Source organism: Oceanobacillus indicireducens (assembly GCF_014647195.1).
GTDB lineage: Bacteria > Bacillota > Bacilli > Bacillales > Amphibacillaceae > Oceanobacillus > Oceanobacillus indicireducens.
Map to the genome: position 1 here is coordinate 25,913 of NZ_BMOS01000018.1, position 24,267 is coordinate 50,179.

Consider the following 24,267-nt stretch of genomic DNA (forward strand, 5'->3'; position numbering starts at 1 on the left):
GGAAAACAGTGGGTAACATCATCTGTTGATGAGTTTTCCTGCTGTTTTTTGGTTATTAGAGAGCTTATCTTTTTAAGAAGCTCTCTTTTAGTTTGGTTAAAAATATAAACCAATTGGTTTACTTTTTATTGACATATACAGTTTAACTGTATAAACTTGAACTATATAGTCAGACTGTATAACTTAAGTCGAAATATTGGAGCGATAAAAGAAATGGATTTAAATAAGTATTTACCTTTAACGGAAACAACGTATTATATTTTATTATCCTTACTCGAACCTGCTCATGGATACGTTATGATGCAAAAGGTAGAGGAGTTGAGTAATCAGACGGTAAAAATTGCTGCGGGGACAATGTACGGGGCAATTGAAAATTTGTTGAAACAGGAATTAATTAAATCAGTGAAAAGTACAGACAAACGAAGAAAAACCTATGTTATTACGGAAAAAGGGATCGAAGTATTGCGACTAGATTGCGAACGTATGAAACATCTTGTCCATATTACGGAACAATCGCTAGCTTTGCGAAAGTATGAAAATGGAGGGGTGGAAAATGTATAAGCTTAAATTCTTTATTGACTTTGAAAAGGAAGAAAAGTGGCTAGAGCAAATGGCAAGGGATGGGTATCATTTACAACATGTGTTCTTCGGGTATCAATTTAGGCGAGGGGAACCTGAAGAAGCAACGATAAAGGTGGATTACAGGGTATTCAAGAACAAAGAGGACTACATTGATTATTGCATGATGTTTGAAGACAGTGGATGGAAACATCTCGCTGGTACTAAGCGATCAGGAATCCAATACTTTCAAAAGATGGATGATGCCGCTGAAGATGATATTTTTTCCGATCAAGCATCAAGAGCTGCACGATATAAAAGGTATGCGAAGGTGAGTCTTGAATCAGCTTATAGTTTTTTACCACTATTAGTCATTTTTTATGTGACGGATATTATCAATTTGGAGGCATTCGTTAATCCGACAGCACTCTATTTAACGCCAGGCCTATGGGATAAAACAGGAACAGCATTTTGGTCTGCCTTTTTATTTGAAACACCCTTTGCACTCATGCGTGGTTTCGCCTGGTCCTTTATTCCAATCACAATCATCTTATATTTATTCTTCGGCTATAAGTCGAATAAACTGTATGCGCAACATACAAAATGAATGAATGATGAATAAAAGGAGTTAAACCATGAAGAGAATAATCAGTTTCTCGCTAGTTTGTTGTTTTATTTTGCTAGCAGGATGCCAGGAAACTACTAAATATGATGATAAAGATGTAGCGGCGATTATCAGAGGAGAGGAGCTGACAGTTGGCGAGTTGCGCTTTTTATATCCTGATGACCAAATCCTCGATAATTTAGAGGGAACAATCAAAGGAAAATTGGCAATGCAAGAAGCAAAAGCCATGCAGTTAGATATATCAGAAGAGCCTACTGTTCATGTGCAGGATGTATATCCGGCAGAAGATAGTGATTCGGAAATTGCAAATGGAACGCGTGATTTTGCGGAAGCACAAGCAAAGAAATTCAACATGGAGCCAGATGTATATTTTGAGGAATATTTAAAGCGGACGCAGGAAATGAGTCATTATGTTATGGCATATATCAGTGAAATGATTGGGGAACTTGAGGATAACCCGGAAGAATATACGGAGCTTGGAAATCAGCTGCTGGATGATTTGTATGAGAAGAATCTTGATGAGATTGAGATATTAATGGAATAGTCATAAATAATAAAGAAAAAGGCCAGAAGGATGCGAGTGTCGATGCAGATGAAGGATAAATATAATCTTTCTAAACGTGAAAATATATTTTTGGCAAAGAAGACATTAATTGCTAATATATACTACACGGCAAAAATTGAAGGAGTAAATATTACTTTCTCTCAAACAAAAACGATTTTAGAAGGCGTTTCTGTCAGTGATTTAGACATGGATGACGTGCAAAAAGTATTAAATCTAAGAAATGCGTGGAAGTATACGATGGATAAAATGGAAAAGCCGTTCAATCTTCATTTTGCAAAAAGGATAAATGAGTTCGTTGCATATAATGAGAGTATTGAATGGGGAGTTCTTAGAAATGGAAATGTCGGTATTTCAGGAGTGGATTATCAACCGAAAATCCCTGTAGAGAGTGAAGTTATATCCGAAATGAACGAAATATTGAGCATTCCCCGGGTAACAGAAAGAGCTTTAACTTATATGCTGTGGGCAATGCGCAATCAATTATTCTGGGATGGTAATAAACGGACAAGCATTATTTCTGCCAATAAAATATTAATTGAAAATGGACGGGGTATTGTTAGTGTTGAGGAAAAGAATCTAGCGGAGTTTAATGAAAGGTTATCCAAGTTTTACGAAACGAACGACTATAACCATATCATTCATTTTCTATATGACAAGTGTATATTCGGTATTGACTATGCGTAATTCACTGCAAGTGTCGGTTGTTATCAAAGATTGATAACGACCGGTACTCCGTGATGACGTTCTAACCTTCATTCTTACCCATCTTCCTGAAAAACACCATACTTCTCCTTAAATCGGTTCAAAGTCTTGATCCAAATCATACTGAACAAGAAAAGGAAAAAAACGTTAGATAAAGCGTGGGCTAGATCGAATAAGAAGCTCTGTGTGTTCAATAAAACAAATGTCTCTAGTGTCAGATCCCCAAATCCACTGAAGAATATCCACATATTCATGACCCAGCCAAATATAAATCCAACGATGAAGCCGTAGATGAGGCGCCAAGCCATGTGTTTCATGAAGAAGGTATTTGCAAGTAAGCCGGCAATGAATCCGGCCATTCCCCAACAAACCATTTGCCACGGGGTCCACGGACCTTGGCCGAGCACCATGTTGGAAATAAGCGCTGCTGAAGCTCCGATGACTAATCCGCTTTGGGGCCCAAGGGCTATCGCAGAAGCAATGATGACAAAGGTCGTCGGCTGGACACTCGGCAGTGCGGCGAAGGGAACCCGCGATACACCTGCAATCGCTGCTAATACTGCGAGCATGACCATTTCTCTGCTTGTCATACTTTTCCTTGAGAAACGAATGATGGATGGAAGCAGAATCGCGATAATAAATAGAATACTAATTAATAAATAATGCTGAACAATAAATTTTGGAAAAAAGACTAATAGTAAAAAGAAAATTGCTACACCGATGATGGTAATGCCTTTTTCATTTGCCAACTTGCTTTTGCCTCCTCTACTGTAACTACTGTCGGAACTTGGCTATCCTTTGTAATCCGATTGATCATGGTCGTATAATAATCATTATCTTTGAAAAAGGCAGTCGTATCTTCAGTAACGATTACCTCCCCTTGGAACAGCATACTGCACCTCGTCACATGCTTTGCTGCAAATTCAACGTCATGGGTGACCATCATAATCGTGACACCTGTATGCTTGACTGTTTGAATAATGGAAGCAAACTCCTCTTTGAAAGCTGGGTCCATTCCTTTTGTCGGCTCATCCAGTAATAAAATTTGTGGATTTCCGATCAAAATGCCGACAAGTGCTGCCCGCTGCAATTCACCACCACTTAAATCATATGGATGTCTGTCTAGTAAAGCTTCCATCTGAAATTCCTTTACTAGGGTTTGTACCTCTGTTTCTGATTTCCCGTGTTTCGTAGCCAGAGCAGTATATTCTTCCTGTAATGTCTCATGTAGAAAGTAGAGCTTTGGATTCTGTGGTAAATAGCCGATCAGCTTCCGGTCGATTTGTTTTACCTTCTTCCCTTTATATCGGATTCTTCCATGTTGGGCCGTAAGAAGGCCAGCGATAATTTTAAGCAGGGTCGATTTTCCAGTGCCGTTTCCGCCTAATATGGCTAACCATTCTCCCTCTTGAACGGTTAAGGATAAATTATTTAATACTGGCTCTGTATGTTTTGAATAGCTAAAGTCGATTTCCTTTAGCTCAAGCAAAGGCTTTTCCGGCTTTACCTGTTCTTCCTGTTGTGACTGATTCGACGTAATATCCATTCCCTTTAACCATTGCTTGGCTTCCTTTACATGGAAGGGGATGTCAGGCGTTTTTAGGATGCCTGTAAATGCTAAATACAACTGGGAAGCCTCTGGTAAGTAGGCCGTCATGTTTTCAGCTAATAACGAAAGAGCTTTCCGCGGGCTTTCGGAAAATTTAATTTTTCCCTGTTCCAGCACGACAATTCGGTTAGCTAAGGAAAATAATTCATTTAACCGATGTTCGGCAATGATGATCGTAATGCCCAATTCATCATTTAGCTGCTTTAATAAATACATAAAGTTTTTTGCTGCAATCGGATCGAGCTGTGCAGTCGGTTCATCCAGTATTAATATTTTCGGATCAAGCAAAAGAACGGAAGCGAGGTTGATTTGCTGTTTTTCTCCACCGGATAGCTCGCTTGTGTCTTGCTGCAATAAATGATTAAAGCCAAAATAATGGACGATTTCCGCTGTTTTCTTACGCATTTCATTGGTTGAAAAACCTAGATTCTCCATGCCAAACAGCAATTCGTCCATTACGTTGCTCATGACAATCTGATTCTCCGGGTCTTGAAATACCATCCCGATATCTTTTGCTAAAGTGATGGCATCATGTTGCTCGAATGGAATGCCTTGATAGTAAATCTCACCGCTCTTTGTCCCGTGAAGATTCAGCTCCTGCTTCATGAGGCGGATGAGTGTTGATTTTCCGCTCCCGGAAGGCCCGCATAGAACAACAAAATCACCTTCATGAACAGTGAAATTAATATCAGTTAACGCTTGGTCGGAGGAGTTCGGATAAGTGAAATTTAAATTTCTCATTTGTAGAAGTTCCATTTGATGACCTCCTTGCCTTCCGTCCAAATCGGTAAACTGATAAGTAAAATCCAACTAAGAAGATAGAACCAGCTATGCCCCTGTAACATCATAGATTCCAATTCCGGTGTCAGCGTGAGTATCGTTTTATTGCTCTTCCAACCGATTAGGGTCAGCAGACTAAGTAGAAGAAGAAAAACGAGCATCGCCCAATCCCGAGACTTCCAGAGATAAGCTTCATATTGACTTCTTTTCTGTAAACCATACCCGCGCGCGGACATGGAATCAGCGGTTTGTACTGCTTCTTCAAGCGAATAGGTTAATAGAATTTGGATAAATAACATGCCATTTTGTGCTTTCTCCCGTAGTTTCCCATCTTTCATGGAAACACCCTTCATTTCCTGCACGTCCTGAATATCCGCCAATCGTTTGCGAAATAGCGGCATAAAGCGAAGGGCGAGCATAAGAATCAACGCCCATTTCGGAAAGAATTTTGAAAAAAGATAGAGAAACTTATCGGACGTAATGATAATATTAAAAGTTGTAAATAAAGCTAATATCCCTGACAAAGTAAGAGCGATCATGGCACCTTGAATGACCGCTTCCAAGTAAAAGGCCCGCGAAAAGAGTTCAAAGAGCACAATATTCCCTTGCTGGTTAAAAAGAGGTGTGAACACAAAAACGAACAGAGCTAAAAAGATAATCATGTATTTCCATTTATTCAGCTCGACCCCTTTATCAAGGATAAGATTCACAAAAATAATAGAAAGGAGAGCTGCGGTTAAAAAAACCGGATGCTGATACATCATCAAACCGGCAATAACAATGATGTAGTAGAGCAATAGGACAAATGGGTGAAAGGAACGGAATCCTCTAAGCATGTATCATCCATCCTTTAGTCTTCCAAGTAATTCTTTGTGTATCTCCAGTGCACTTTATACCCGTCAAAAATCTCATAGGCATCAGCACTTCGCGGAATCATAATTCCTTCAACGAAAACATTCCAGCCACTAAGCGGACCTGCATCAAATTCGCCGAGACCGCCGATGCTTTTTACATAAGCGGTTGCCCCAGAACCGGTATAATCAACACTAATCCCTTTACTGTTTAATGCACGTAATGTAGCTGCAAGAGCTGTTTCACCGTCCGTGATTTCAACTTCGGTCGGTGCTAGATTTGGTCCGTTTAAGTCACCTGGACTTTCAACCGATACGAATGCTGTAGTTTTGGGAGCAGGTTTTGCTTCTTCTTTCGGTTTTGGGTTGGAGTTAGGTTGTTCATTCTTAGGCTGACTAGGTGTATTAGTATTTGTGCTATCGCTCGATTTAGATGTACCCGTATTTGCAGACTGCTTATTGGAGTTTCCGGCTGAATGGTTGGTATGATCCTTTTGTTGATTGGTATTAGGTGTTGACTCATTTGAATTAGCAGATTTATTCGTTGATTGGTTTGCGTCCGTCTTCGTTGTTGTCGATTCGTTGTCCGTATCCTCGGATGAATCTGCAACTGTACTTTCTTTCTCTTCTTTCTTGGTATTTTCCTCTGATGCTTCACTCTCCTCTGCATCCTCATCATCAGCTTTTTCAGTGTTAGAACGAACTTTGATTAATTCTTTCGTTTCCATAGAGACTGCCGATGTTGGAATAACTGATATCTTTTCCACTTGGATGGCTGCTTGCTGGCCACCACATGCTACAAGTAGAATCATAGAAAAGGTGATAAGGGCTAAACGGAATACCTGCTTCATAACAAACATCCTTTCTTTAAAAGGGTAGAATAATCCACTGGCAGTCAGCGGATTATCCATAGAGTGAAACTTCAATCAGTGGGGGTTTTTCTTCATCCTCATTGATTGTTAGTTGAACGAATCGGGGTGTTAGCGTCCGTTATCTCCCACCTAAACTTTCACGAAGACCCTAAAGTTTTGAGGTGGGAGTTTTACGGACGGTTACACCGGGATAAATATTACTCTGTAACTTTATTTCTGCGCTTAATATACAATAGAGCACCGGCTGCGATTAGGATGAATCCCAATGCTAAGAGATTAAACATATTTGTTGCTGTCATTGGTAGTTTCTTACCTTTTTTATCTTTGTCATTATCTACTAGTGGCGGGGTTGCTCCGTCTTTATCATTGTCGGCAGGATCTTTCTGTCCTGTATCATGTTTAAATACCCCGTATGTGCTAAGGTGATCGGTTGTTAGGGTGACAAATCCGGCTGTCGCATCATAAGTGCTGCCAGATAAAACGTCCCAGCTTTCCGTTTCTTCATTGAAATGGAATGCTTTTATTTGGTTAGCATCGAGGCCTTGCACTGCGTCTGCGTCAACTGCCAAGCCAATGATAATATCATGATCAAACTCGGAAACAATCGTTCCATCCACGGTTAAGGTAAAGTCATAGACAGCACCGATTGCTTCTTTAACACTTTGTTCAGCGAGATTGACTTCAATTGTTTCACCAAGTTCACGTAATTGTTTCACTACAGGAACAGGAATCGTGATGATCGTATCTCCGTTATTAATAACGAGCGGCTTGTCTGCCTGAACAAGGTAGTCGGCAGCTTCAGCTTCTACCTCAACTGTAAAATTAGCTAATTTGTCTGCATGATGTGGTGTTACTACGACAGCATGTTCAGTTTCATATTGGTGCAGGTTGTCTTTTGTTATGATAACTTTATTCGGATCGTCAGATGGATTGTTTTTGTCATTGTTCCCATCGTTATCACCGTCACCCTCGTCATCGCCAGGCTCTTTCGTATCTTCCTTCTTATCAAACTTAAACACTGGACCAGTACCATTCTTGAATTGATCATAAGCAACTAATGCTAATGCCCCTTGGTTGATTGCGAAAACACTTGAAACATCATCTTCCGGTAAATGTTTAAAGCTGCCATCTTCCATTTGGAAGCTGATAAGGTGTTCTAGTAAGTTTCCGCCAGATTTTGTAAAGGCATCGCTTGTTGCGTCAACTCCGACAGCGGATAGGCCGATAATGACCATTGCAGCGGATTCCGCTGAATACCCGCCATTAAACTCTTCATCGTATCCGCCTTTATCCCCTTGTTGTTTGCTCATAGCTTTAACTGCTCGGTCAAGTGCAGCCTTCACGTCCGCATCATCCGCATAAGCGCTTAAAGCAAGCAGGCCCATCCCAGTAATATCCGGGCTTGGTCTTTCACCAAAGAAGGACCAGCCGCCTGCATCCAGCTCCATCTCAAGGAATGCTTCAATGATGCTGTCCCGTGTCCATACTGTACCTTCTGGGGTGGGATAATTGAAACTATCAATTGCGAGCAAGCTATAAACGAGTTGGTTACTTAATGGCATTTTTTCATTCAGTAACATCTCAATCAAGTTGATGCCGTTTATATCTGTTGCATCATACCCGGCAGAAGTTAAGATAATAATGTTTTTTGCAATTTCTGTAGCATTCCCTGAGTAATCATCATTGATGGAAGCGGCTACTTCTTCGGCCATGTCATTTGAAACATCAGCACCAGCAGAGTGAAGGGCGGAGAATCCGTACCAGTCCATTTCAGCTGGATTGGACGAGAGATAATTGATTACAGCTTGCAGGGCTTCTGTATAATCTTTATCCGCAACTACCTGTTCTTTATCTTTTTTCTTATCTTTTTCATTTACAGGTGGCTCTTCTGATTTCTCATCTTCTTTATCAGCCGGTTCTTCCGGTTCACACGAGTCATCGACGACAAGTTCAAGCGTGTCGCCATCTTTAACCGTATGACCGAGTAACCCAACTTGCATCATGTCGCCATTCATATAGGTCGACCAGTATTCACAATCTCTTTCTAATGGTTCACCTAAGTAATTCACAAATGTTAAGTATTCGGAATCAACGCTCACATCTACTTTTACATTTTGATTTGCAGCAGCTTTAATTAGAGCGTCATAGGCAGTCGTGTATTGTGGCATGGATACAGTAGTTTCTGTAATAACTGTCTCCCCATTTGCATCTACTGCAGAAACCGCAACATCAAATACTTGAGGTTCGGCTGCAAGGTCTGTAAGAATAAATTGAATATTATCCCCGTTCGTTACTTCAGTTGAACTTGCTCCCATGTCTTGGAATAGGCCATTCACATAAAAGGACCAGAAGTTCGATTCGGGATCAGCAGCTACTCCACCAATACCCGTAATCATCTCGCCAAAGTCAAAGCTGTCCCATTCTAGTTGATCATCTACTTCTCTAATCACATCAAAGGCAGTATCCCCATTTGAAATTTCCACTGCTATAGTGTCTAATACTGCAGAACCATCTTCATCAACAGCAGAGATGGTGACAGCATTCTCCAAGTTTGCTGCATTTACGGTTTGCAGGCCGAATAATCCAGATTGCGAGAGAAATAGAATGGCAGTCATCACCACGATAAACAGTTGCTGTAATCTACTATTTCGAACCATTTGTATACCCCCATCTTATGTATTTTTACCAATAAAAAAACATCTCTACCTTTAGAGATGTATAACAAAGCAAGCGTTATCAATCATGGATCAATCCATAATACATAACTACTATCAGCCACACCTCCTATCCTCGTAGGTTTATAAATTGGCGCTAAAATAGGCAGGTCTCCTGGCTTATGTTCATCGCTCTCCATTGCCTTCCCATAATAAAACAGTGGCTTATGAATGAAGAACTCGCAGTTACAGTGGCGGGACCGCGCCGGATTTTCACCGACTTCCCTTTTCATGATTTTAAAATAAAAATCAACCTATTTTTTCGCATATTTAGTTGTTGAAAGGGGAGAAAAAGTTTCTCCAGATACTATGTATTAACTATGACTTAAGTATAGCAAAAATTATGAGTTTGTCTATGGGAGGAAAGAAAAGGAGGAAACTAATTAGCTTGTTTAATAGATATTAAACAAGCCTTTTTTCATTAACAATTCAACTAGCTGCCGATATAAATAATGTACCCACGCAATAGCTGCTCAATTTGATAACGATAAAGGTTAGTGAATCCATAGTTAACTAATATTATCAATCAAATGTTTGTTTTAACAAATTCTCATTTATATAGTGCTAGATTCAGGATTTGTTACAGTTTTAATTTCATGCCCTCGTGCGTTGCTCTAAATCCTAATTGTTCATAGAATCGCCGTGCCTCTGTTCTTTTTTTATCAGTCGTAAGCTGGATCAAATGACAGCCGCGTTCTTTTGCTCGTTCGATTGCCCATTGAATTAGCAGCTTGCCCACACCTTGTCCACGTGCGGAAGCAGATATCCTGACACCTTCAATCGTTGCACGCCAGCCTCCTTGGTAAGTGATGGAAGGCGTAAAGGTGATTTGCTGCACTCCGATGATCTCCTTGCCAATGCACGCTACAATCAATTCATTATTTGGATCTGAATCAATTGCAAAAAAGGCTTCTCGATAACGATTTGGGAGAGGTTTTTCGTACTTCTCCCGAGAAGCACCAAGTACATCATCCGCAAGCAAGGCGACGATACGTTCCAAATCCTCTACGGTTGCTTTCCTAAAACTAATGTCAGATTCCATTCTCATTTCCCCCCCAGTTTATTGAGAAATTCCTATATAATATTTATTTTCACTATAAGTATATAGAAATAGCCTAATTACTCAACTTTAAAGATTGAAAAATTGGCCTTTCATCACTATTCATGAGTTTCGTATCTGGGATAAATTCATCGATGTATTCATCATCGCCGTTTTTTAATTGGTAATCCATCGGGATCTCTTTTACATTTTTTAAAAAAGAGGGATTTTCAAATACTAATTGAAAACTTAACCTGACTTTATTGGCATCTGAAAAGTGCTTATCTAGCGTTATCCTAATTTCATGCACTTATCAGAATCAGGGGCTTTTTTTATTACAAAAATACTGCTCATCATATTTTTTACCTATACTATTAGAGTGTGATAATATTAGCATTGGTTAACGGTTAAAGGAGCGAGGGCGATAACATGTCAGCAAATAAAGATGAAATCATATTACGAGGATTAAAAGAAAATAACTTGAAAAATATAGATTTGAATCTGCCAAAAGAGAAGATCATCGTTTTCACAGGCCTTTCCGGTTCAGGAAAAAGCTCAGTCGTCTTTGATACATTAGCTACCGAGAGCAGAAGACAGATGACATTGAATTATCCTCACTATGTCCGGAATCAAATGCCGAAGTTTGAGCGTCCCCAAGCTGATCTTATGCAGAATTTAAGCCCGGTTGTTGTCGTGGAACAGCGGCAATCAGGAGGAAATTCACGTTCAACGGTCGGCACGTATATGGATATCCATCCATTGATTCGCTTATTGTTCTCTAGGATTGGTGAGCCAGCAATTGGCTCTGCGACAGACTTTTCTAGTCAAAGTGCGTTCGGCGGTTGTCCGGAATGTAGCGGCTTCGGCGAGGTCATTGCACCAGATTTGAGAAAAATTGTGGATGAAGAGAAGTCACTCCGGGAATACGCAGTAAAATTTAAACCTTTATCTCCTTCTGGCTGGCAAGGTAGATGGATGATGACATGCGGTTTATTTGATCCGGATAAACCAATCAAAGATTACCCGGAAGACAAGCGTCGACTGTTATTATATGGCCCGCCAGAGGGGGAGAAAGTGAATGCACCCTTTCATACAAAACATGGACCACAACCCCATGATTGGGACGGAATCCTGCCCCGTTTTACACGGCTTTACATTAACAGGGATATTTCCAAATTGAAAGGAATCACCCAAGATGATGTCCTCGCGATGTCGACACGTTCCCTCTGTCCAACCTGCCAAGGGTCAGGACTGAATCCAAAAGTGTTGGAAAGCCGTATCAATGGCTTAAATATCGCGGAGTATGACCACTTGGAACTGACAGACGTTCTAAAAGAATTACAGAAAATAACCGACCCGCTCGGAGAATCAATCGCCCAGCAGGCTATTCCACATGTGACCCAACTTGTTGAAATGGGGCTAGGCTATTTGAGTCTATCAAGAAAAATGGGCACATTGTCTGGTGGTGAAGCGCAAAGGGTAAAAATCGCCCGGCATTTAGGAAGCAGTCTCAACAATATTACATATATTTTCGATGAGCCGAGCGCAGGGCTTCATCCGGAAGAAGTGGAAATGTTGCTTAACATGTTGCACCATATTAAAGCCCAGCATAATTCCGTTATCGTGATCGAACATGATGTATCGGTGATCAAGGCAGCAGATGAAATTATTGAGATGGGACCAGGAGCTGGGATCCATGGTGGAAAAATCATTTACCAGGGCAAGTTGGAAGGGTTGGAAAATTCAGGAGCAGCAACAAGTTTAAATGAAAAAATAAAAATCAATCAAAATCCCAGGAAGCAAAATGAATTTTTCACCATAAACAAAGCGACGAACAATAATTTGAAAAATATAAGCGTAAGCCTTCCGAAGTATACGTTAGTCTCCGTCTGTGGTGTCTCCGGTTCTGGTAAAAGTTCTCTTTTGACGGAAGCATTTACAGAACAGTACCCTGAAACAATTACGGTTGGGCAAGGAAGTATCGGCATTTCTAACCGTTCAACCTTAGCAACCTACATGGGGATCATGGATGATATCCGTGCCATATTTGCGAAAGAAACGGGGCAGCCAGCAGGATTGTTTAGTTTCAACTCGGTAGGTGCCTGTCCCGTTTGTAAAGGCAAAGGGGCTGTCATGCCTGACGTGGCATTCGCGGATCCAGTAACGATTTCTTGTGAAGCGTGTGGCGGGACGAGGTATTCAGATGAAGCTTTATCTTACCGCTACCAAGGTAACAATATCGTGGAAATATTAGAGCTAACGATAGACGAGGCGCTCGACTTTTTTAGAATGCCGAAAATCATCAAGCGCGTGAATACGTTAAAAGATGTCGGGTTAGGGTATCTAACCTTAGGACAGACGACAAGTTCACTAAGCGGAGGCGAAGTCCAGCGATTGAAACTGGCAAGCCATTTACAAAAAGAGGGGCAAATTTATTTATTGGATGAACCTTCTTTAGGACTTCATACGAAAGATAATAATAAACTTCTTGATGTATTCCAGAAGCTTGTGAACAGAGGGAATTCTGTTATCATCATTGAACACAATCTAGACTTTATCGCGGCAAGTGATTGGGTAATTGAGATGGGTCCAGGCGGAGGAAAAGAAGGCGGTCAGATTATATTTGAAGGAACACCGGAAGCAATGTTGAAAGCTCGGACTGTGACAGCGAAATGGTTGCGGGCTGGTATTGGAGAAAGATGAATAAAAAGTGGTGTTCATGGGAAAGTGATGAATATCACTTTTTATTTCACTTTACCTACTTCGGATAAAGAATTGATAAACGAACAAAATAGAATCAAACATCTAACTGTGGAAAGAGGAAATTAAATGAGTACAGCCGCGAAGCAACAAAGAATTACAAAAATAAAAAAGATATTACGGGCATTGGCAGTTGTTATTGGAGCTTTTATCACAGCATATGGACTAGAGTCGGTACTCATCCCTAACAACGTGTCTGACGGAGGAGTGACAGGTTTAAGTATCGTTGCTTCTCAATTATTCGGTTTGCCTCTAGGCATTTTACTTGCTGTATTGAATATCCCATTCATTTACTTAGGATATAAACAAATAGGAAAAAGCTTTGCCATTTATTCTGTTCTTGGCATCGCCTCTCTCGCATACGGGACAAGCATTATGCACCATATACCAATTATTGTTCAAGGGGATACATTATTAATAACCGTTGTAGGTGGTATTATCATCGGTTTCGGTATCGGCCTGGCATTACGAAATGGTGGAGCATTAGATGGGATTGATATGTTAGCAGTATTACTTTCCCGGAAATTACCATTTGGCACAAGTGACCTTATCTTATTTTTAAATTTATTTGTATTTGTGATTGTTTCTTTCGTTTTTGGTTTACAAGGGGCTTTCTTATCAGCAATTGCATATTACATTGCATCTAGAGTAATTCCCATTGTTGAAGAAGGCTTAAGCGGTTCTAAAACATATAAAATCATCACGAGTCAACCAGACATAATGGCGGAAACGATCCGTGACCGTTTAGGTCGGATGGCAACTTATAATCTCGTTGAAGGCAGTTATACAAATGGAAAATTCAAAGAAATCACTTGTATTATTAATCGCTTAGAGGATAGTAAAATGAAGGAAATCATTTCTGAAATTGACGAAAATGCTTTTGTCGTTGTGTATGATGTAGCAGAAGTGAAAGGTGGGACATTTAAGAAAAAAGATATTCATTAGTAAAGGAAAGGTATTGCAGCAGGAGCAGTTGTTACGAAGGATGTTGCGGCAAATGCGGTGGTTGCAGGAGTTCCGGCAAAATTTATAAAGGAAGTTGAAGGAGTAAAACAGGAGTGAACTACCACTCCTGTTTTTAACATCTTTAATTCGGGTTATTTCTAACAATCCTGCTATAATATAAATATATTCATCTATAGTGCATTCTAGAAAGAAAGGAATTTTTATATGATTAATAACCTGGAAGCCTTAAAAAAGGTTAGAAGTGAATTAACCCGATTTATGATGACTTACCAGTTCGGCTTGTCCGAAATGAATACGAAATTGACCATCCTCCAGGAGGAATTCCAACATATCCACGACTACAATCCAATTGAACATATTAAAACACGTATTAAATCTCCTGAGAGTATCATGAAGAAGATGTATCGGAAGAATATTCCTATATCAACGGAATCGATAAAGCATAATATTATGGATATCGCTGGAATCCGTGTTGTCTGTTCCTTCATTTCCGATATTTATCGGATCAGTGAAATGATAGAAAATCAAAAAGACGTTACAGTCATTGAAAAGAAGGATTATATTAAGAACGCGAAACCAAACGGTTATAAAAGCCTACATTTAATTGTCTCGGTGCCTGTATTCATGTCTGACCGGATTGAAGATGTCTATGTAGAAATTCAAATCCGGACTGTCGCCATGGATTTCTGGGCAAGCTTGGAACATAAGATATACTATAAATATGATAGTCTCGTTCCAGAACGGTTAACGAAAGAACTGACGGAAGCAGCTATGGTAGCTAATGACTTGGATGAAAAGATGGAGCAACTGCATAACGAAGTCAGTCATATTAAAGATCAGAACAGTCGAGAGCAGGACCTCAATTTTTTAGATTTGAATGAGGATAGATTATATTTGCCGATAAATTTTTTACGGGATTTCATTAGGGATGCCGAAGAGGAGAAATAGGTAATTTTTAAGGGTGCGTGGAGGGATAATTGCCTGGGTGCGAAGGTTTAGGTTTTTGTCGTTCAAAGGATGAGGAAGGATGAGACGCTACTCCTAAACATCTGAAATCCAGTCATCTTCGAGCTTTCGGTTAATTAAAAGGTCTTTAACCGCTCGAAAGAATACCAACTTGGATTTTTCGTTCGATTACAAGGTCTCTAATCGCTTGAAAGTGTATCATCTCCATAAATTAGGTCGATTAAAGAGCTTCTAAATGCCCGAGGACGTACCGGCCTAAGCATCTTCAGGCGATTAGAGTGCATCTAATCCATCGAAGCCCAGTGCCGTCCCATTTTTCAGATGATTAGAGACATACTTATAGACACTCAAGCACGATCTCTGAATCAAAGAGGAAAAGAGGTAGATAGAATGAAGCTAGTAGGAGTTTCGGGCGCGCTCGCAGGCGGGAAAACAGCAGTTGCGGTTGAAGCAGTGTTAGCTGCTGCCCGAGTGCATGACCCGACGATCAAAACGGAATTAATTGATTTACGGGAATATGACATTGAATTCGCAGCGGGTCTTCCTTTATCTGCATACAATGAAGATACATGGAATGTGGTGAAAAAGATTCAAGCTGCAGATTTTCTCGTGTTTGGTACACCGATCTATCAGGCATCCCTTTCCGGTGCGCTAAAGAATTTGCTCGATCACTTGCCTGAATATGCGTTTCGTAATAAAGTGACCGGGATGGTTGCGACCGGTTGGACGAATCGGCATTTTCTTGTTTTAGAATATCATTTAGGCTCGATACTTTCTTATTTCAAAGGACTGATTCCAACTGGGAACGTGTTTATTCATAATGAAGCTTATGATATTGAGAGTGATGAACTAATCGATGATCGGATTTACGAACGAATTGGGCAGCTTGCGGAAGAGATGATTTATTTGCAGCGAGGGATTATGAATAGATAAGTATTCAAATGATCAGAGCAGTTTAAGTCATTTTTATAGGAGTCAATGATGTATTTAGGGATTGATAGCGAAGAAACATTCATCAAACGTACTTTAATGGGTGCGATGGAGAAATTTCTGAAATGGGAAAGCGGTAGAAGTTTTGATTCATATTGAACACAGGTTGCGGCGCTTGCTCTAAAACTCGAACTGAAAAAATAGCAAATGACGGTAAAATAATTAATAAATGAAGTTATCGGTCTAAAAGAGCCTACAGGTACTTTAAAAGAAGAAATCTCTGATATAAAAATTGATTTACATGAATAAATTTCTAATAAGAATCTAGACTTCATGTTCTCAGGCTGTCAAGAAATCTTGACAGCGTATTTTATATCAAATAGATGGTAATGACTGTCAGCTATTTAGATAAGGATAATTGTATAGGCTTTTATTATCATTTTTTAATCTCTGCTATGAACGATAATTTCCAAAAGAATAAAAAATTCATGTATAGAGTCATTATTAATAAATATATGGCCTACTATTTCATATTCAGAAGATCGGGGAACTCCTTTTTAGTTTCTAAAAGACTATCATCTCTGCATCTCCCCGTAAATCTAATCTCCTCTGCTTTTTCAAGGCTATTAGAAAGAAAGGATATATGATGAAAAATCTATCTTTATTATCTGTGATAAAGTCTAAGTATTTCAATGTTTCCCCCATTTATAGTTGCTTATTTAGGTCATTATTCGCTATCATATAGGAAATACCACAAGACAGAATTTTGCTAGGGGGGTGCTTATGAAGATTGGATTTATTGGAGCAGGGAAAGTAGGAGTCTCCCTCGGAAAGTACTTAACTGAGCACAAAGTAAAAGTGACAGGATATTACAGCAGAACCCTCAAGTCATCGATAGAAGCAGCTGAATTTACAAATACTAGAGTCTATGAAGATGTTAGATTTTTAGTCGAAAATAGTGATGCTATTTTTATAACTGTACCAGATGGCGCTATATCTAAGGTATGGGACGAATTGAAAGTGCTTCCAATAAAAGATAAGATCATTAGTCATTTTAGTGGTTCTTTAAGTTCGGAGGTTTTTTCGGATAGTAGTCGTTACAGTGCATTCGGTTATTCGATCCATCCCCTTTTTGCAATTAATGATAAGTATCATTCTTATAAAGAGCTGTCGAAAGCAGTTTTTACCATCGAGGGGCATGAGAAGTACTTGAACGATCTGACTGGTTTAGTTGAAAGCTTCGGGAACGAGGTAAGCGTGATTCAAGCTGCGGACAAAACTCGGTACCACGCATCTGCAGCTATGGTCAGTAATCTTTATGTCGGTCTCGTAGCCTTAGGTGAGAAAATGCTTGTTGACTGTGGTTTTACACCAGACAAAGCGCACCGGGCACTCGCACCACTTATTCAAGGAAATACGGAAAATATTCTTTCCTACGGGACAACGGATGCACTGACAGGACCGATTGAGAGAAATGATCTTGGTACCATTTTAAATCATTTGCAAGTCTTACATCCACAGGAAAAGGAAGTTTATAAAGCTCTATCAGGATTGGCTCTAGAGGTAGCGGAGGAGAAACATAAAGACAGGGACTATAAAAAAATCAAAGGGGTTATCAAAGAATGAAAAATACAGTGACGTCATTTCAGCAACAAAAAAATGCAGGCGATAAAATTACGATGCTTACGTGCTACGACTATTCGATGGCAAAGTTGATGGATCAAGCTGAAATTAATATGTTATTGGTTGGGGATTCGCTTGGACAAGTTATGCTTGGATATGAAAATACACTGCCTGTTACAATAGATGATATGATTCACCATACAAGGGCTGTTGCTAGAGGAGCAAGCAAGGCTTTTGTTTTAGCAGATTTACCATTCATGTCTTATCAAATTTCCGTTCAGGATGCTGTATTGAATGCAGGCAGATTAATAAAAGAAGGCAGGGCGCATGGTGTAAAATTGGAAGGCGGTACAAAGGTTTGCCCACAGATTAAAGCCATTGTAGAAGCATCCATTCCAGTTTGCGGGCATATCGGTCTAACCCCACAATCTGTTAATGAATTTGGCGGATTTAAGGTGCAAGGGAAAACCGAGGCTGCTGCTAGACAGTTAATCGCGGATGCTAAAGCAGTAGAGGCGGCGGGAGCATTTATGATCGTGTTAGAAGGCGTGCCTGCAAAACTAGCAGAAATCGTCACCAAGGAAATAAATATTCCAACAATCGGAATAGGCGCGGGCCCGGGGTGCGACGGACAAGTGCTTGTATATCAAGATATGCTGGCAATCTTTTCGGATTTCACGCCAAAGTTTGTCAAACAGTTTGCACAAGTAGGGGAAATCATGCAACAAGCATTCCGGGATTATATAACCGAAGTCAAAGAAGGATCGTTTCCTGCTAAAGAGCATACCTATACTGTTTCCGATGAGGTCATTGATAAATTATATTAAGGAAGAAAATTAAAGGAGTTAAGTATAATGCAGATTGTATCAACCATTAAGGATGTTAAAGCTGTTGTGAAAAAGTGGAAAGAAGAAGGGCATACAATTGGCTTTGTACCGACGATGGGATTTTTGCACGAGGGACATGGAAGTCTTATTACTGCTGCAAGAGAAGCAAATGAAAAGGTTGTAGTTAGTATTTTCGTAAATCCAATGCAGTTTGGGCCAAATGAGGATTTTGATAGTTATCCCCATGACTTGGAGAGAGATAGTAAGATTTGTGAAAATCTAGGAGTGGACCTTATTTTCCACCCAACACCAGAAGAGATGTATCCGCAAGATTTTTTTACGTATGTTGATATGTCTGTACTAACCGAAGAACTCTGTGGATTAAACCGTGAAGGTCATTTTCGCGGGGTATGTACGGTTGTCAACAAGTTATTTAATATTACACAGCCAGACCGTGCTTATTTCGGAGAGAAGGATGCACAACAATTGGCCATCATCAAACAAATGGTAAAGGATTTATGTATGAATGTTGAGGTCATTGATTGTCCGACTGTTCGTGAAGAAGATGGTTTGGCGAAGAGTTCTCGTAATACATATCTTTCTCCTGAAGATAGAGGGGCAGCATTGATTGTAAGTGATACTATTTCCCTTGGCGAAAGCTTGGTAAAAGAAGGGGAAACAAATGCAGAGAAATTGATTGCTGCAATGGAAACGCATCTCAAAACAGAACCAAAGGCTAAAATTGAATATGTGAAGGTAGTTGATGGGGAGACGCTGCAGCCAATTTCAACTATTAGACCGGGAGTTTTAGTTGCTATAGCGGTGCATATTGGAAAAACAAGACTGATTGATAATTTTAGTGTTCGTAAGTTATAGACTTAAATTGAAAATGTACAATAAAAGAAAGGACATAACGTATAGATGATTAATCGTTATGCCCTTTTTTAACCAGCTCAACAGTTAATTAATACGTAAATCGAGAGTAACGGGACTGCGAACCCCAAGGAGGAAGCTGCACGTACGCTGAATAAAAGTAATTACGAATTTACTTTTTTATTTCCAGGTGTGTTGAGTTAATAACAATCAAATCCTTTGGTTAAGCTAGTATTAATAATAGCTTAACTAAAGGACTCTGAGGTGATGATATGTTACTGTCAGGAGAGATTATATCTGGAGAATTTGACGGCAATGCGAATGAGTTTTCTATACAAAAAGTAAAACACTTCACGACACAAACAACGATAAATGAAAAACAGTTAAAAAGTCTTTATCATTATCTGAAAAAACATCAAGATGATGCAGAAGGCCATGTCATTACGCTATATGACCAATTGCCTATCCGATTGAATCGGGAAGAAATAAGCCTACTTGCGGGTGACCTTGAAAAAGTGCAGGAAATGTATCTTGACACATTCTGAATGACCGCTTATAATGAAGAAGATTTTTAATAAGAGGGAGTATTATTGAGAAAATGAGACAACATCCTAACTTTGAACCGATAATTGAATATGGTCAAAGCCTCTGATTTGCGTTGCAGAGTGATTGGGATACGTCTGTCCTTTATTCATAATCATAATGTCAAATTATGAAAAAAGTTATATACCATACAATGAACTCTACGGATAATTCAATTCAGGTGGTGGAAAGGCGGCTCTGTTCTGTCTTTCCTTTTTAGTTTTAGTGAATGAGACCCCCCAATGTTTTTAAGGAGTACCCCTACTTTTGACCACAGGCAGCTGCTTGTGATTTTTTATTTTGAACAAACAATTGAAGGAGGAAGTTTTTTGCAAACTTTATTATTTTTTTGATGGTAAAAAGTGAGTGAAATGCATAGATATACTATATTTTAAAAAGAAATTAGAGGTAAAATAATGAGCAAAACAAAAGAAAAAACATATGAATTTTTATCAGAAGATCCGAATGTCAAAACGTTGCCGCTTATGGCGGCTTTGATTATTGGAGCGTTTTTCGCGATATTGAATGAAACACTGTTGAATATTGCGCTCACGACATTAATGGCAGAGTTCGATATTACGCTACCAACTGTCCAGTGGGTTGCAACAGGATTTATGTTAATGATGGGGATTGTTATACCAGTATCTCCATTATTTATGCAATGGTTTACGACAAGGCAGCTTTTCATTGGGACGATGACGGTCTTTACAATTGGTACAACGATAGCGGCAATCGCGCCGACATTTTCCGTATTGCTTACTGGCCGGTTGATTCAGGCAGTCGGTACTGGAATGTTGATGCCGATTATATTCAACGTCTTTTTACTTGTGTATCCTCCACATAAAAGAGGGAAAATCATGGGAATTGTTGGGTTAGTTATTATGTTTGCACCTGCAATCGGACCAACACTTTCAGGAGTTATCGTTGATTACTTGGGTTGGAGATTTTTATTTATCTCTGTCCTCCCATTTGCTGTATTTTCGATTCTTTTTGCCTTGAAATATTTGGTGAATGTATCGGAAGTGACGAAACCGAAGATCGATTGGCTCTCCATTGTCTTTTCAACGGTAGGTTTTGGTGCAACAATATACGGATTCAGCTCGGTTGGAGAGAGTGAGGCAGGGTTTTTAACACGTGATGTTTTAACTGCAATTATCATTGGGGTGATTGGAATCATTCTCTTTGCCATCAGACAATTTAAGCTGGAAGAACCGTTGATGGACTTGCGCGTGTTCAAATTGCCGATGTTCACGCATGCAGTAATCATGTTCATTATTATTGTGATGACGATGTTTGCCTCAGAACTTATCTTACCGGTGTTCATGCAGGGACCAATGGCTCTTGCACCAGCAATGGCTGGAATGCTGCTGCTCCCGGGAAGTATTTTAAACGGGATTATGAGCCCATTTATGGGCGCTTTATTCGATAAAGTTGGTCCTCGGGTGATGATGATACCTGCGACAATTGTGCTTGCCGGGACGATGTTTATGTTCAGCCGAATGACAGCTGATACGCCGCCTTGGGTAATAATCGTTGGATTTATGCTCATTATGCTTAGCGTATCTGCAACGATGATGCCAGCTGAAACAAATGGGCTGAATCAGCTGCCGAAGCGATTATATCCGCACGGTACGGCTGTGATGTCCACGCTGCAGCCGTTGAGCGGGGCAATTGGAGTTTCGGTATTTATCAGTATTTTAAATTCGAAACAGGCCAGTTATCTCGCAGGTGTTGCGGATCCTGCGTCTCAACAATCAATAACGCAAGCGATGGTTGTTGCAGTGGAGCATGTCTACTTTATTATCTTTATCATTACGATCATCGCAGTAATTCTATCCTTCGTTGTCTACCGCGCTCGGCCGGTTGAAGAAAATGTTTAAAAAAGGTTGACAATTATCTAAAAGCTATGTAGAGTATAGCTAATAACTTAATAAAGCAAATTTTCTTATCAAGAGAAGTGGAGGGACTGGCCCTGTGAAGCTTCAGCAACAGACATGAATATGTACTGTGCTAATTCCAGTAGCGTCATTATGCTTGAAGATAAGAAGAGTAGACACGATACTAGAATCCTCTTCTTATTTTCAAGAAGGGGATTTTCTTATTTTTGCAGATATGAAAGTAGAAATCCTTTCTTCCCGCATAAATGCAACTAGAGCATTCGCCGTAAAAGCTTGGTGAAGACAGAGTCTTCTAATCAAAATATATAATGAAAAGGGGAAATACAATGACGACACTTACGAAAGCGCCATTTCGAGCAGATCATGTTGGAAGTTTATTAAGACCCGAAAGCATTAAGCAAGCAAGAGCAGATTTTCAGGCCGAAAAGAAGTCAGCGGATGAATTATATGCGATTGAAACAGAAGAGATTACCCGAATTGTTGATAAGCAGATTGAAGTTGGCTTAGAGGTTGTAACGGATGGAGAATTCCGCCGTAGATTCTGGCACACTGATTTCCTTGAGCATTTAAATGGCATAGAGGGCTATGTTCCAGAGCATGGTTATCGATTTAAAGGGATAGAAACAGAAAAGTACACAATTCGCAACAACGGAAAAGTGTCATTCAATCCGAACCATCCATTTATTGAGGACTTTAAGGTCTTTAATAAAATTGTTGATGGTCGTGCAGTCGCAAAACAAACGATTCCAAGTCCGAATCAGCTATTCCACCCTGGCATGATGGACGAGACAGTTTACTCCGATATTGAAATTTATGCGAAAGATGTTATTCAAGCATATCGTGATGCGATTCAAGCGTTTTACGATGCAGGTGTCCGTTACTTGCAATTGGATGACGTATACATTGCAGGACTCTCTTCTCCTGAGAAGGAATTCCCTGAAGATGGCTACTCGAGAGAGCAATACATCGACTTGGCCCTCCGCGTAATCAATGGAGTGTTGGATGGTAAACCAGCGGATTTAACTGTCACAACGCACTTATGCCGTGGAAATTACCAGTCTGCATACATGTTCAGTGGTAGTTATGATTTGATTGCACCAACCTTACTCGCGAAGGAAAAAGTGGATGGATTTTTCCTGGAATATGATGACGAACGTTCTGGGGATTTCAAAGCTTTAGCCCATATTCCTAAGGGTGGGCCGCAAGTGGTCCTTGGATTAGTTACTTCGAAGTCAGGTGAACTTGAAGATAAGGAAAAGCTTAAAGATCGAATAAAAGAAGCGACACAATACATTCCCAAGGAGCAAATTTGCTTAAGCCCACAATGCGGATTTTCATCAACCCATCACGGAAATAAGTTAACGGAAGAACAGCAATGGGAGAAATTACGCTTTATCGTTGAGTTATCAAAAGAAATTTGGTGATACCAAAATGAGATAATCTTAAGCATTTGGACGGTACACCTGTTATTTAACAAGCAGAAGACTCTCGTGTTTTATACACATTAACGGTCTGTAATACCCCCCACTCTAAACAAGAGGGAAAACTAAAATGTGAAGGTGGGGGATATACAGTCCGTAAATACCTGATTCTGTTCAACTAACATTCAGTGGGGAGGTAAGGAATCTCCCACTGAATGAAGTTTCACTTTAAGAATTATTTAATAGTGAATGAAAAAGGTCAAAAAAGCAAATTTCGAGCAGTATGTAGCTGCTGGAAGTTTGCTTTTTTTATTGGTGGACATTACGTTTGGATTTTAATCGTAAGAGTTGTAACAATTATTATACTTTGTTAATATCATAATACCAAGTAAATTTATATGAATGGTGTGGTTGGATTGGGAGAGCAGTTTAATCGTTTATTTGACGAGTGGGCAGCGAGTTACGATGATACGGTTCAGGGGGCTGATATGGAATATCGGGAAGTATTCAGAAATTATGAAATAATTCTTCAGAAGATTAGTGATCGTGCGCACGGTTTTGTCATTGAGTTTGGCGTAGGAACAGGTAATTTAACAAAAAAGCTTATGGAAAAAGGGTTAGAAGTGGTTGGGATTGAGCCTTCAGACAATATGCGGAAAATTGCCCAACAAAAACTTCCTAACACGAAAATTATGAAAGGCAATTTTCTATCCTTTCCCAGACAAAATAAAAAGGTAGACGCAATTGTGAGTAGCTATGCATTTCATCACTTGACGGATAAGGAAAAGGAGCAAGCGATTAAACTCTACACAAATATATTAGACACGCAAGGGAAGATTATCTTCGGTGATACGATCTTTGAGAATGATAAAAAGAAAAATGAAGCCTATCTACAGGCGAAAAAGAAGGGTTATCATCGATTAGCAGAGGATTTGAATACGGAATATTACACGACCATCCCTAAGATGGAACAGATACTTCATCAGTATGGGTTTACAACAAGTTTTGAACAAATCAATGATTATGTATGGATTTTGGAAGCGCAATTGAATAGAGAAGCAAAGCTCGCATAAGAAAAATGTCCGTATGAGGCAGGTGGTAGAAAG

At 39.7% G+C, this 24,267-nt stretch carries 21 protein-coding genes and 2 riboswitches; of the genes, 15 read left to right on the forward strand and 6 right to left on the reverse strand.

Going from position 1 to position 24,267, the window contains the following annotated elements; translation table 11 throughout:
• Nucleotides 1-213: 213 nt before the first annotated feature.
• From IEX94_RS12535 to IEX94_RS12550, 4 genes are read left to right on the forward strand one after another with little or no spacing between them, the layout of a single operon-like run.
• Complete coding sequence (locus IEX94_RS12535) at nucleotides 214-561, forward strand: PadR family transcriptional regulator (RefSeq protein ID WP_188857896.1); 348 nt, start codon at nucleotides 214-216, stop codon at nucleotides 559-561.
• On the forward strand, nucleotides 554-1,165 hold the full coding sequence (locus IEX94_RS12540) for a DUF2812 domain-containing protein (protein ID WP_188857898.1): 612 nt from the start codon (nucleotides 554-556) through the stop codon (nucleotides 1,163-1,165). Before IEX94_RS12535 ends, IEX94_RS12540 begins: the two co-directional genes overlap by 8 nt.
• Nucleotides 1,166-1,193: 28 nt before the next feature.
• Nucleotides 1,194-1,727, forward strand: a complete 534-nt coding sequence (locus IEX94_RS12545; RefSeq protein WP_188857900.1) for a hypothetical protein — start codon at nucleotides 1,194-1,196, stop codon at nucleotides 1,725-1,727.
• Nucleotides 1,728-1,769: 42 nt separating this feature from the next.
• Nucleotides 1,770-2,432, forward strand: coding sequence for a Fic family protein (locus tag IEX94_RS12550; protein WP_188857902.1), 663 nt, complete (start codon nucleotides 1,770-1,772; stop codon nucleotides 2,430-2,432).
• A 74-nt stretch (nucleotides 2,433-2,506) separates the two neighbouring features.
• Here IEX94_RS12550 and IEX94_RS12555 read toward each other — a convergent pair whose 3' ends face one another.
• The 6 genes from IEX94_RS12555 to IEX94_RS12580 form a co-directional block, all read right to left on the reverse strand.
• Nucleotides 2,507-3,199 (reverse strand): ECF transporter S component, encoded by a 693-nt coding sequence (locus tag IEX94_RS12555; RefSeq protein WP_373290831.1) that lies wholly within the window; start codon nucleotides 3,197-3,199, stop codon nucleotides 2,507-2,509.
• Nucleotides 3,163-4,815, reverse strand: a complete 1,653-nt coding sequence (locus tag IEX94_RS12560; RefSeq protein WP_188857904.1) for an ABC transporter ATP-binding protein — start codon at nucleotides 4,813-4,815, stop codon at nucleotides 3,163-3,165. Before IEX94_RS12560 ends, IEX94_RS12555 begins: the two co-directional genes overlap by 37 nt.
• The gene (locus IEX94_RS12565) at nucleotides 4,797-5,675 is read right to left on the reverse strand and encodes an energy-coupling factor transporter transmembrane component T (protein WP_188857906.1); all 879 of its coding nucleotides are present in this window, start codon (nucleotides 5,673-5,675) and stop codon (nucleotides 4,797-4,799) included. Before IEX94_RS12565 ends, IEX94_RS12560 begins: the two co-directional genes overlap by 19 nt.
• Nucleotides 5,676-5,689: 14 nt before the next feature.
• Nucleotides 5,690-6,541 (reverse strand): DUF4430 domain-containing protein, encoded by an 852-nt coding sequence (locus IEX94_RS12570; RefSeq protein WP_188857908.1) that lies wholly within the window; start codon nucleotides 6,539-6,541, stop codon nucleotides 5,690-5,692.
• A 218-nt stretch (nucleotides 6,542-6,759) separates the two neighbouring features.
• Nucleotides 6,760-9,219: a DUF4430 domain-containing protein gene (locus tag IEX94_RS12575; protein WP_188857910.1), complete on the reverse strand. Its 2,460-nt coding sequence runs from the start codon at nucleotides 9,217-9,219 to the stop codon at nucleotides 6,760-6,762.
• A gap of 145 nt (nucleotides 9,220-9,364) precedes the next feature.
• Nucleotides 9,365-9,549: riboswitch (cobalamin riboswitch) on the reverse strand.
• A gap of 307 nt (nucleotides 9,550-9,856) precedes the next feature.
• The gene (locus IEX94_RS12580) at nucleotides 9,857-10,318 is read right to left on the reverse strand and encodes a GNAT family N-acetyltransferase (protein ID WP_156856542.1); all 462 of its coding nucleotides are present in this window, start codon (nucleotides 10,316-10,318) and stop codon (nucleotides 9,857-9,859) included.
• 426 nt (nucleotides 10,319-10,744) lie between these two features.
• Here IEX94_RS12580 and IEX94_RS12585 point away from each other — a divergent pair, with 426 nt between their 5' ends.
• The 11 genes from IEX94_RS12585 to IEX94_RS12635 all read left to right on the forward strand — a co-directional run bounded on the left by IEX94_RS12585 (nucleotide 10,745) and on the right by IEX94_RS12635 (nucleotide 24,234).
• Complete coding sequence (locus tag IEX94_RS12585) at nucleotides 10,745-13,018, forward strand: ATP-binding cassette domain-containing protein (RefSeq protein WP_188857912.1); 2,274 nt, start codon at nucleotides 10,745-10,747, stop codon at nucleotides 13,016-13,018.
• Nucleotides 13,019-13,144: 126 nt separating this feature from the next.
• The gene (locus tag IEX94_RS12590) at nucleotides 13,145-14,020 is read left to right on the forward strand and encodes a YitT family protein (RefSeq protein ID WP_156856540.1); all 876 of its coding nucleotides are present in this window, start codon (nucleotides 13,145-13,147) and stop codon (nucleotides 14,018-14,020) included.
• Nucleotides 14,021-14,245: 225 nt separating this feature from the next.
• The gene (locus IEX94_RS12595; protein ID WP_156856539.1) at nucleotides 14,246-14,989 is read left to right on the forward strand and encodes a GTP pyrophosphokinase; all 744 of its coding nucleotides are present in this window, start codon (nucleotides 14,246-14,248) and stop codon (nucleotides 14,987-14,989) included.
• 408 nt (nucleotides 14,990-15,397) lie between these two features.
• Nucleotides 15,398-15,940 carry an NADPH-dependent FMN reductase gene (locus IEX94_RS12600; RefSeq protein WP_156856538.1) on the forward strand — a complete coding sequence of 181 codons (543 nt, stop codon included), beginning with the start codon at nucleotides 15,398-15,400 and terminating at the stop codon, nucleotides 15,938-15,940.
• A gap of 780 nt (nucleotides 15,941-16,720) precedes the next feature.
• A complete protein-coding gene (locus tag IEX94_RS12605) occupies nucleotides 16,721-17,563 on the forward strand; it encodes a Rossmann-like and DUF2520 domain-containing protein (protein ID WP_156856537.1) in 843 nt (280 codons plus the stop codon).
• A complete protein-coding gene (gene panB, locus IEX94_RS12610) occupies nucleotides 17,560-18,387 on the forward strand; it encodes a 3-methyl-2-oxobutanoate hydroxymethyltransferase (protein ID WP_188857914.1) in 828 nt (275 codons plus the stop codon). Before IEX94_RS12605 ends, panB begins: the two co-directional genes overlap by 4 nt.
• Before the next feature lie 27 nt (nucleotides 18,388-18,414).
• Nucleotides 18,415-19,263: a pantoate--beta-alanine ligase gene (panC, locus tag IEX94_RS12615; RefSeq protein ID WP_156856535.1), complete on the forward strand. Its 849-nt coding sequence runs from the start codon at nucleotides 18,415-18,417 to the stop codon at nucleotides 19,261-19,263.
• 269 nt (nucleotides 19,264-19,532) lie between these two features.
• A complete protein-coding gene (locus IEX94_RS12620) occupies nucleotides 19,533-19,805 on the forward strand; it encodes a hypothetical protein (RefSeq protein WP_156856534.1) in 273 nt (90 codons plus the stop codon).
• 453 nt (nucleotides 19,806-20,258) lie between these two features.
• Nucleotides 20,259-21,722 (forward strand): MDR family MFS transporter, encoded by a 1,464-nt coding sequence (locus IEX94_RS12625; RefSeq protein WP_188857916.1) that lies wholly within the window; start codon nucleotides 20,259-20,261, stop codon nucleotides 21,720-21,722.
• A 62-nt stretch (nucleotides 21,723-21,784) separates the two neighbouring features.
• Nucleotides 21,785-21,889: riboswitch (SAM riboswitch) on the forward strand.
• Nucleotides 21,890-22,066: 177 nt separating this feature from the next.
• Entirely contained in the window at nucleotides 22,067-23,164 is a 1,098-nt protein-coding gene (locus IEX94_RS12630) for a 5-methyltetrahydropteroyltriglutamate--homocysteine S-methyltransferase (protein ID WP_188857918.1), read from the forward strand.
• Between the two features lie 413 nt (nucleotides 23,165-23,577).
• Nucleotides 23,578-24,234 carry a class I SAM-dependent DNA methyltransferase gene (locus tag IEX94_RS12635; protein ID WP_188857960.1) on the forward strand — a complete coding sequence of 219 codons (657 nt, stop codon included), beginning with the start codon at nucleotides 23,578-23,580 and terminating at the stop codon, nucleotides 24,232-24,234.
• Nucleotides 24,235-24,267 lie beyond the last annotated feature (33 nt).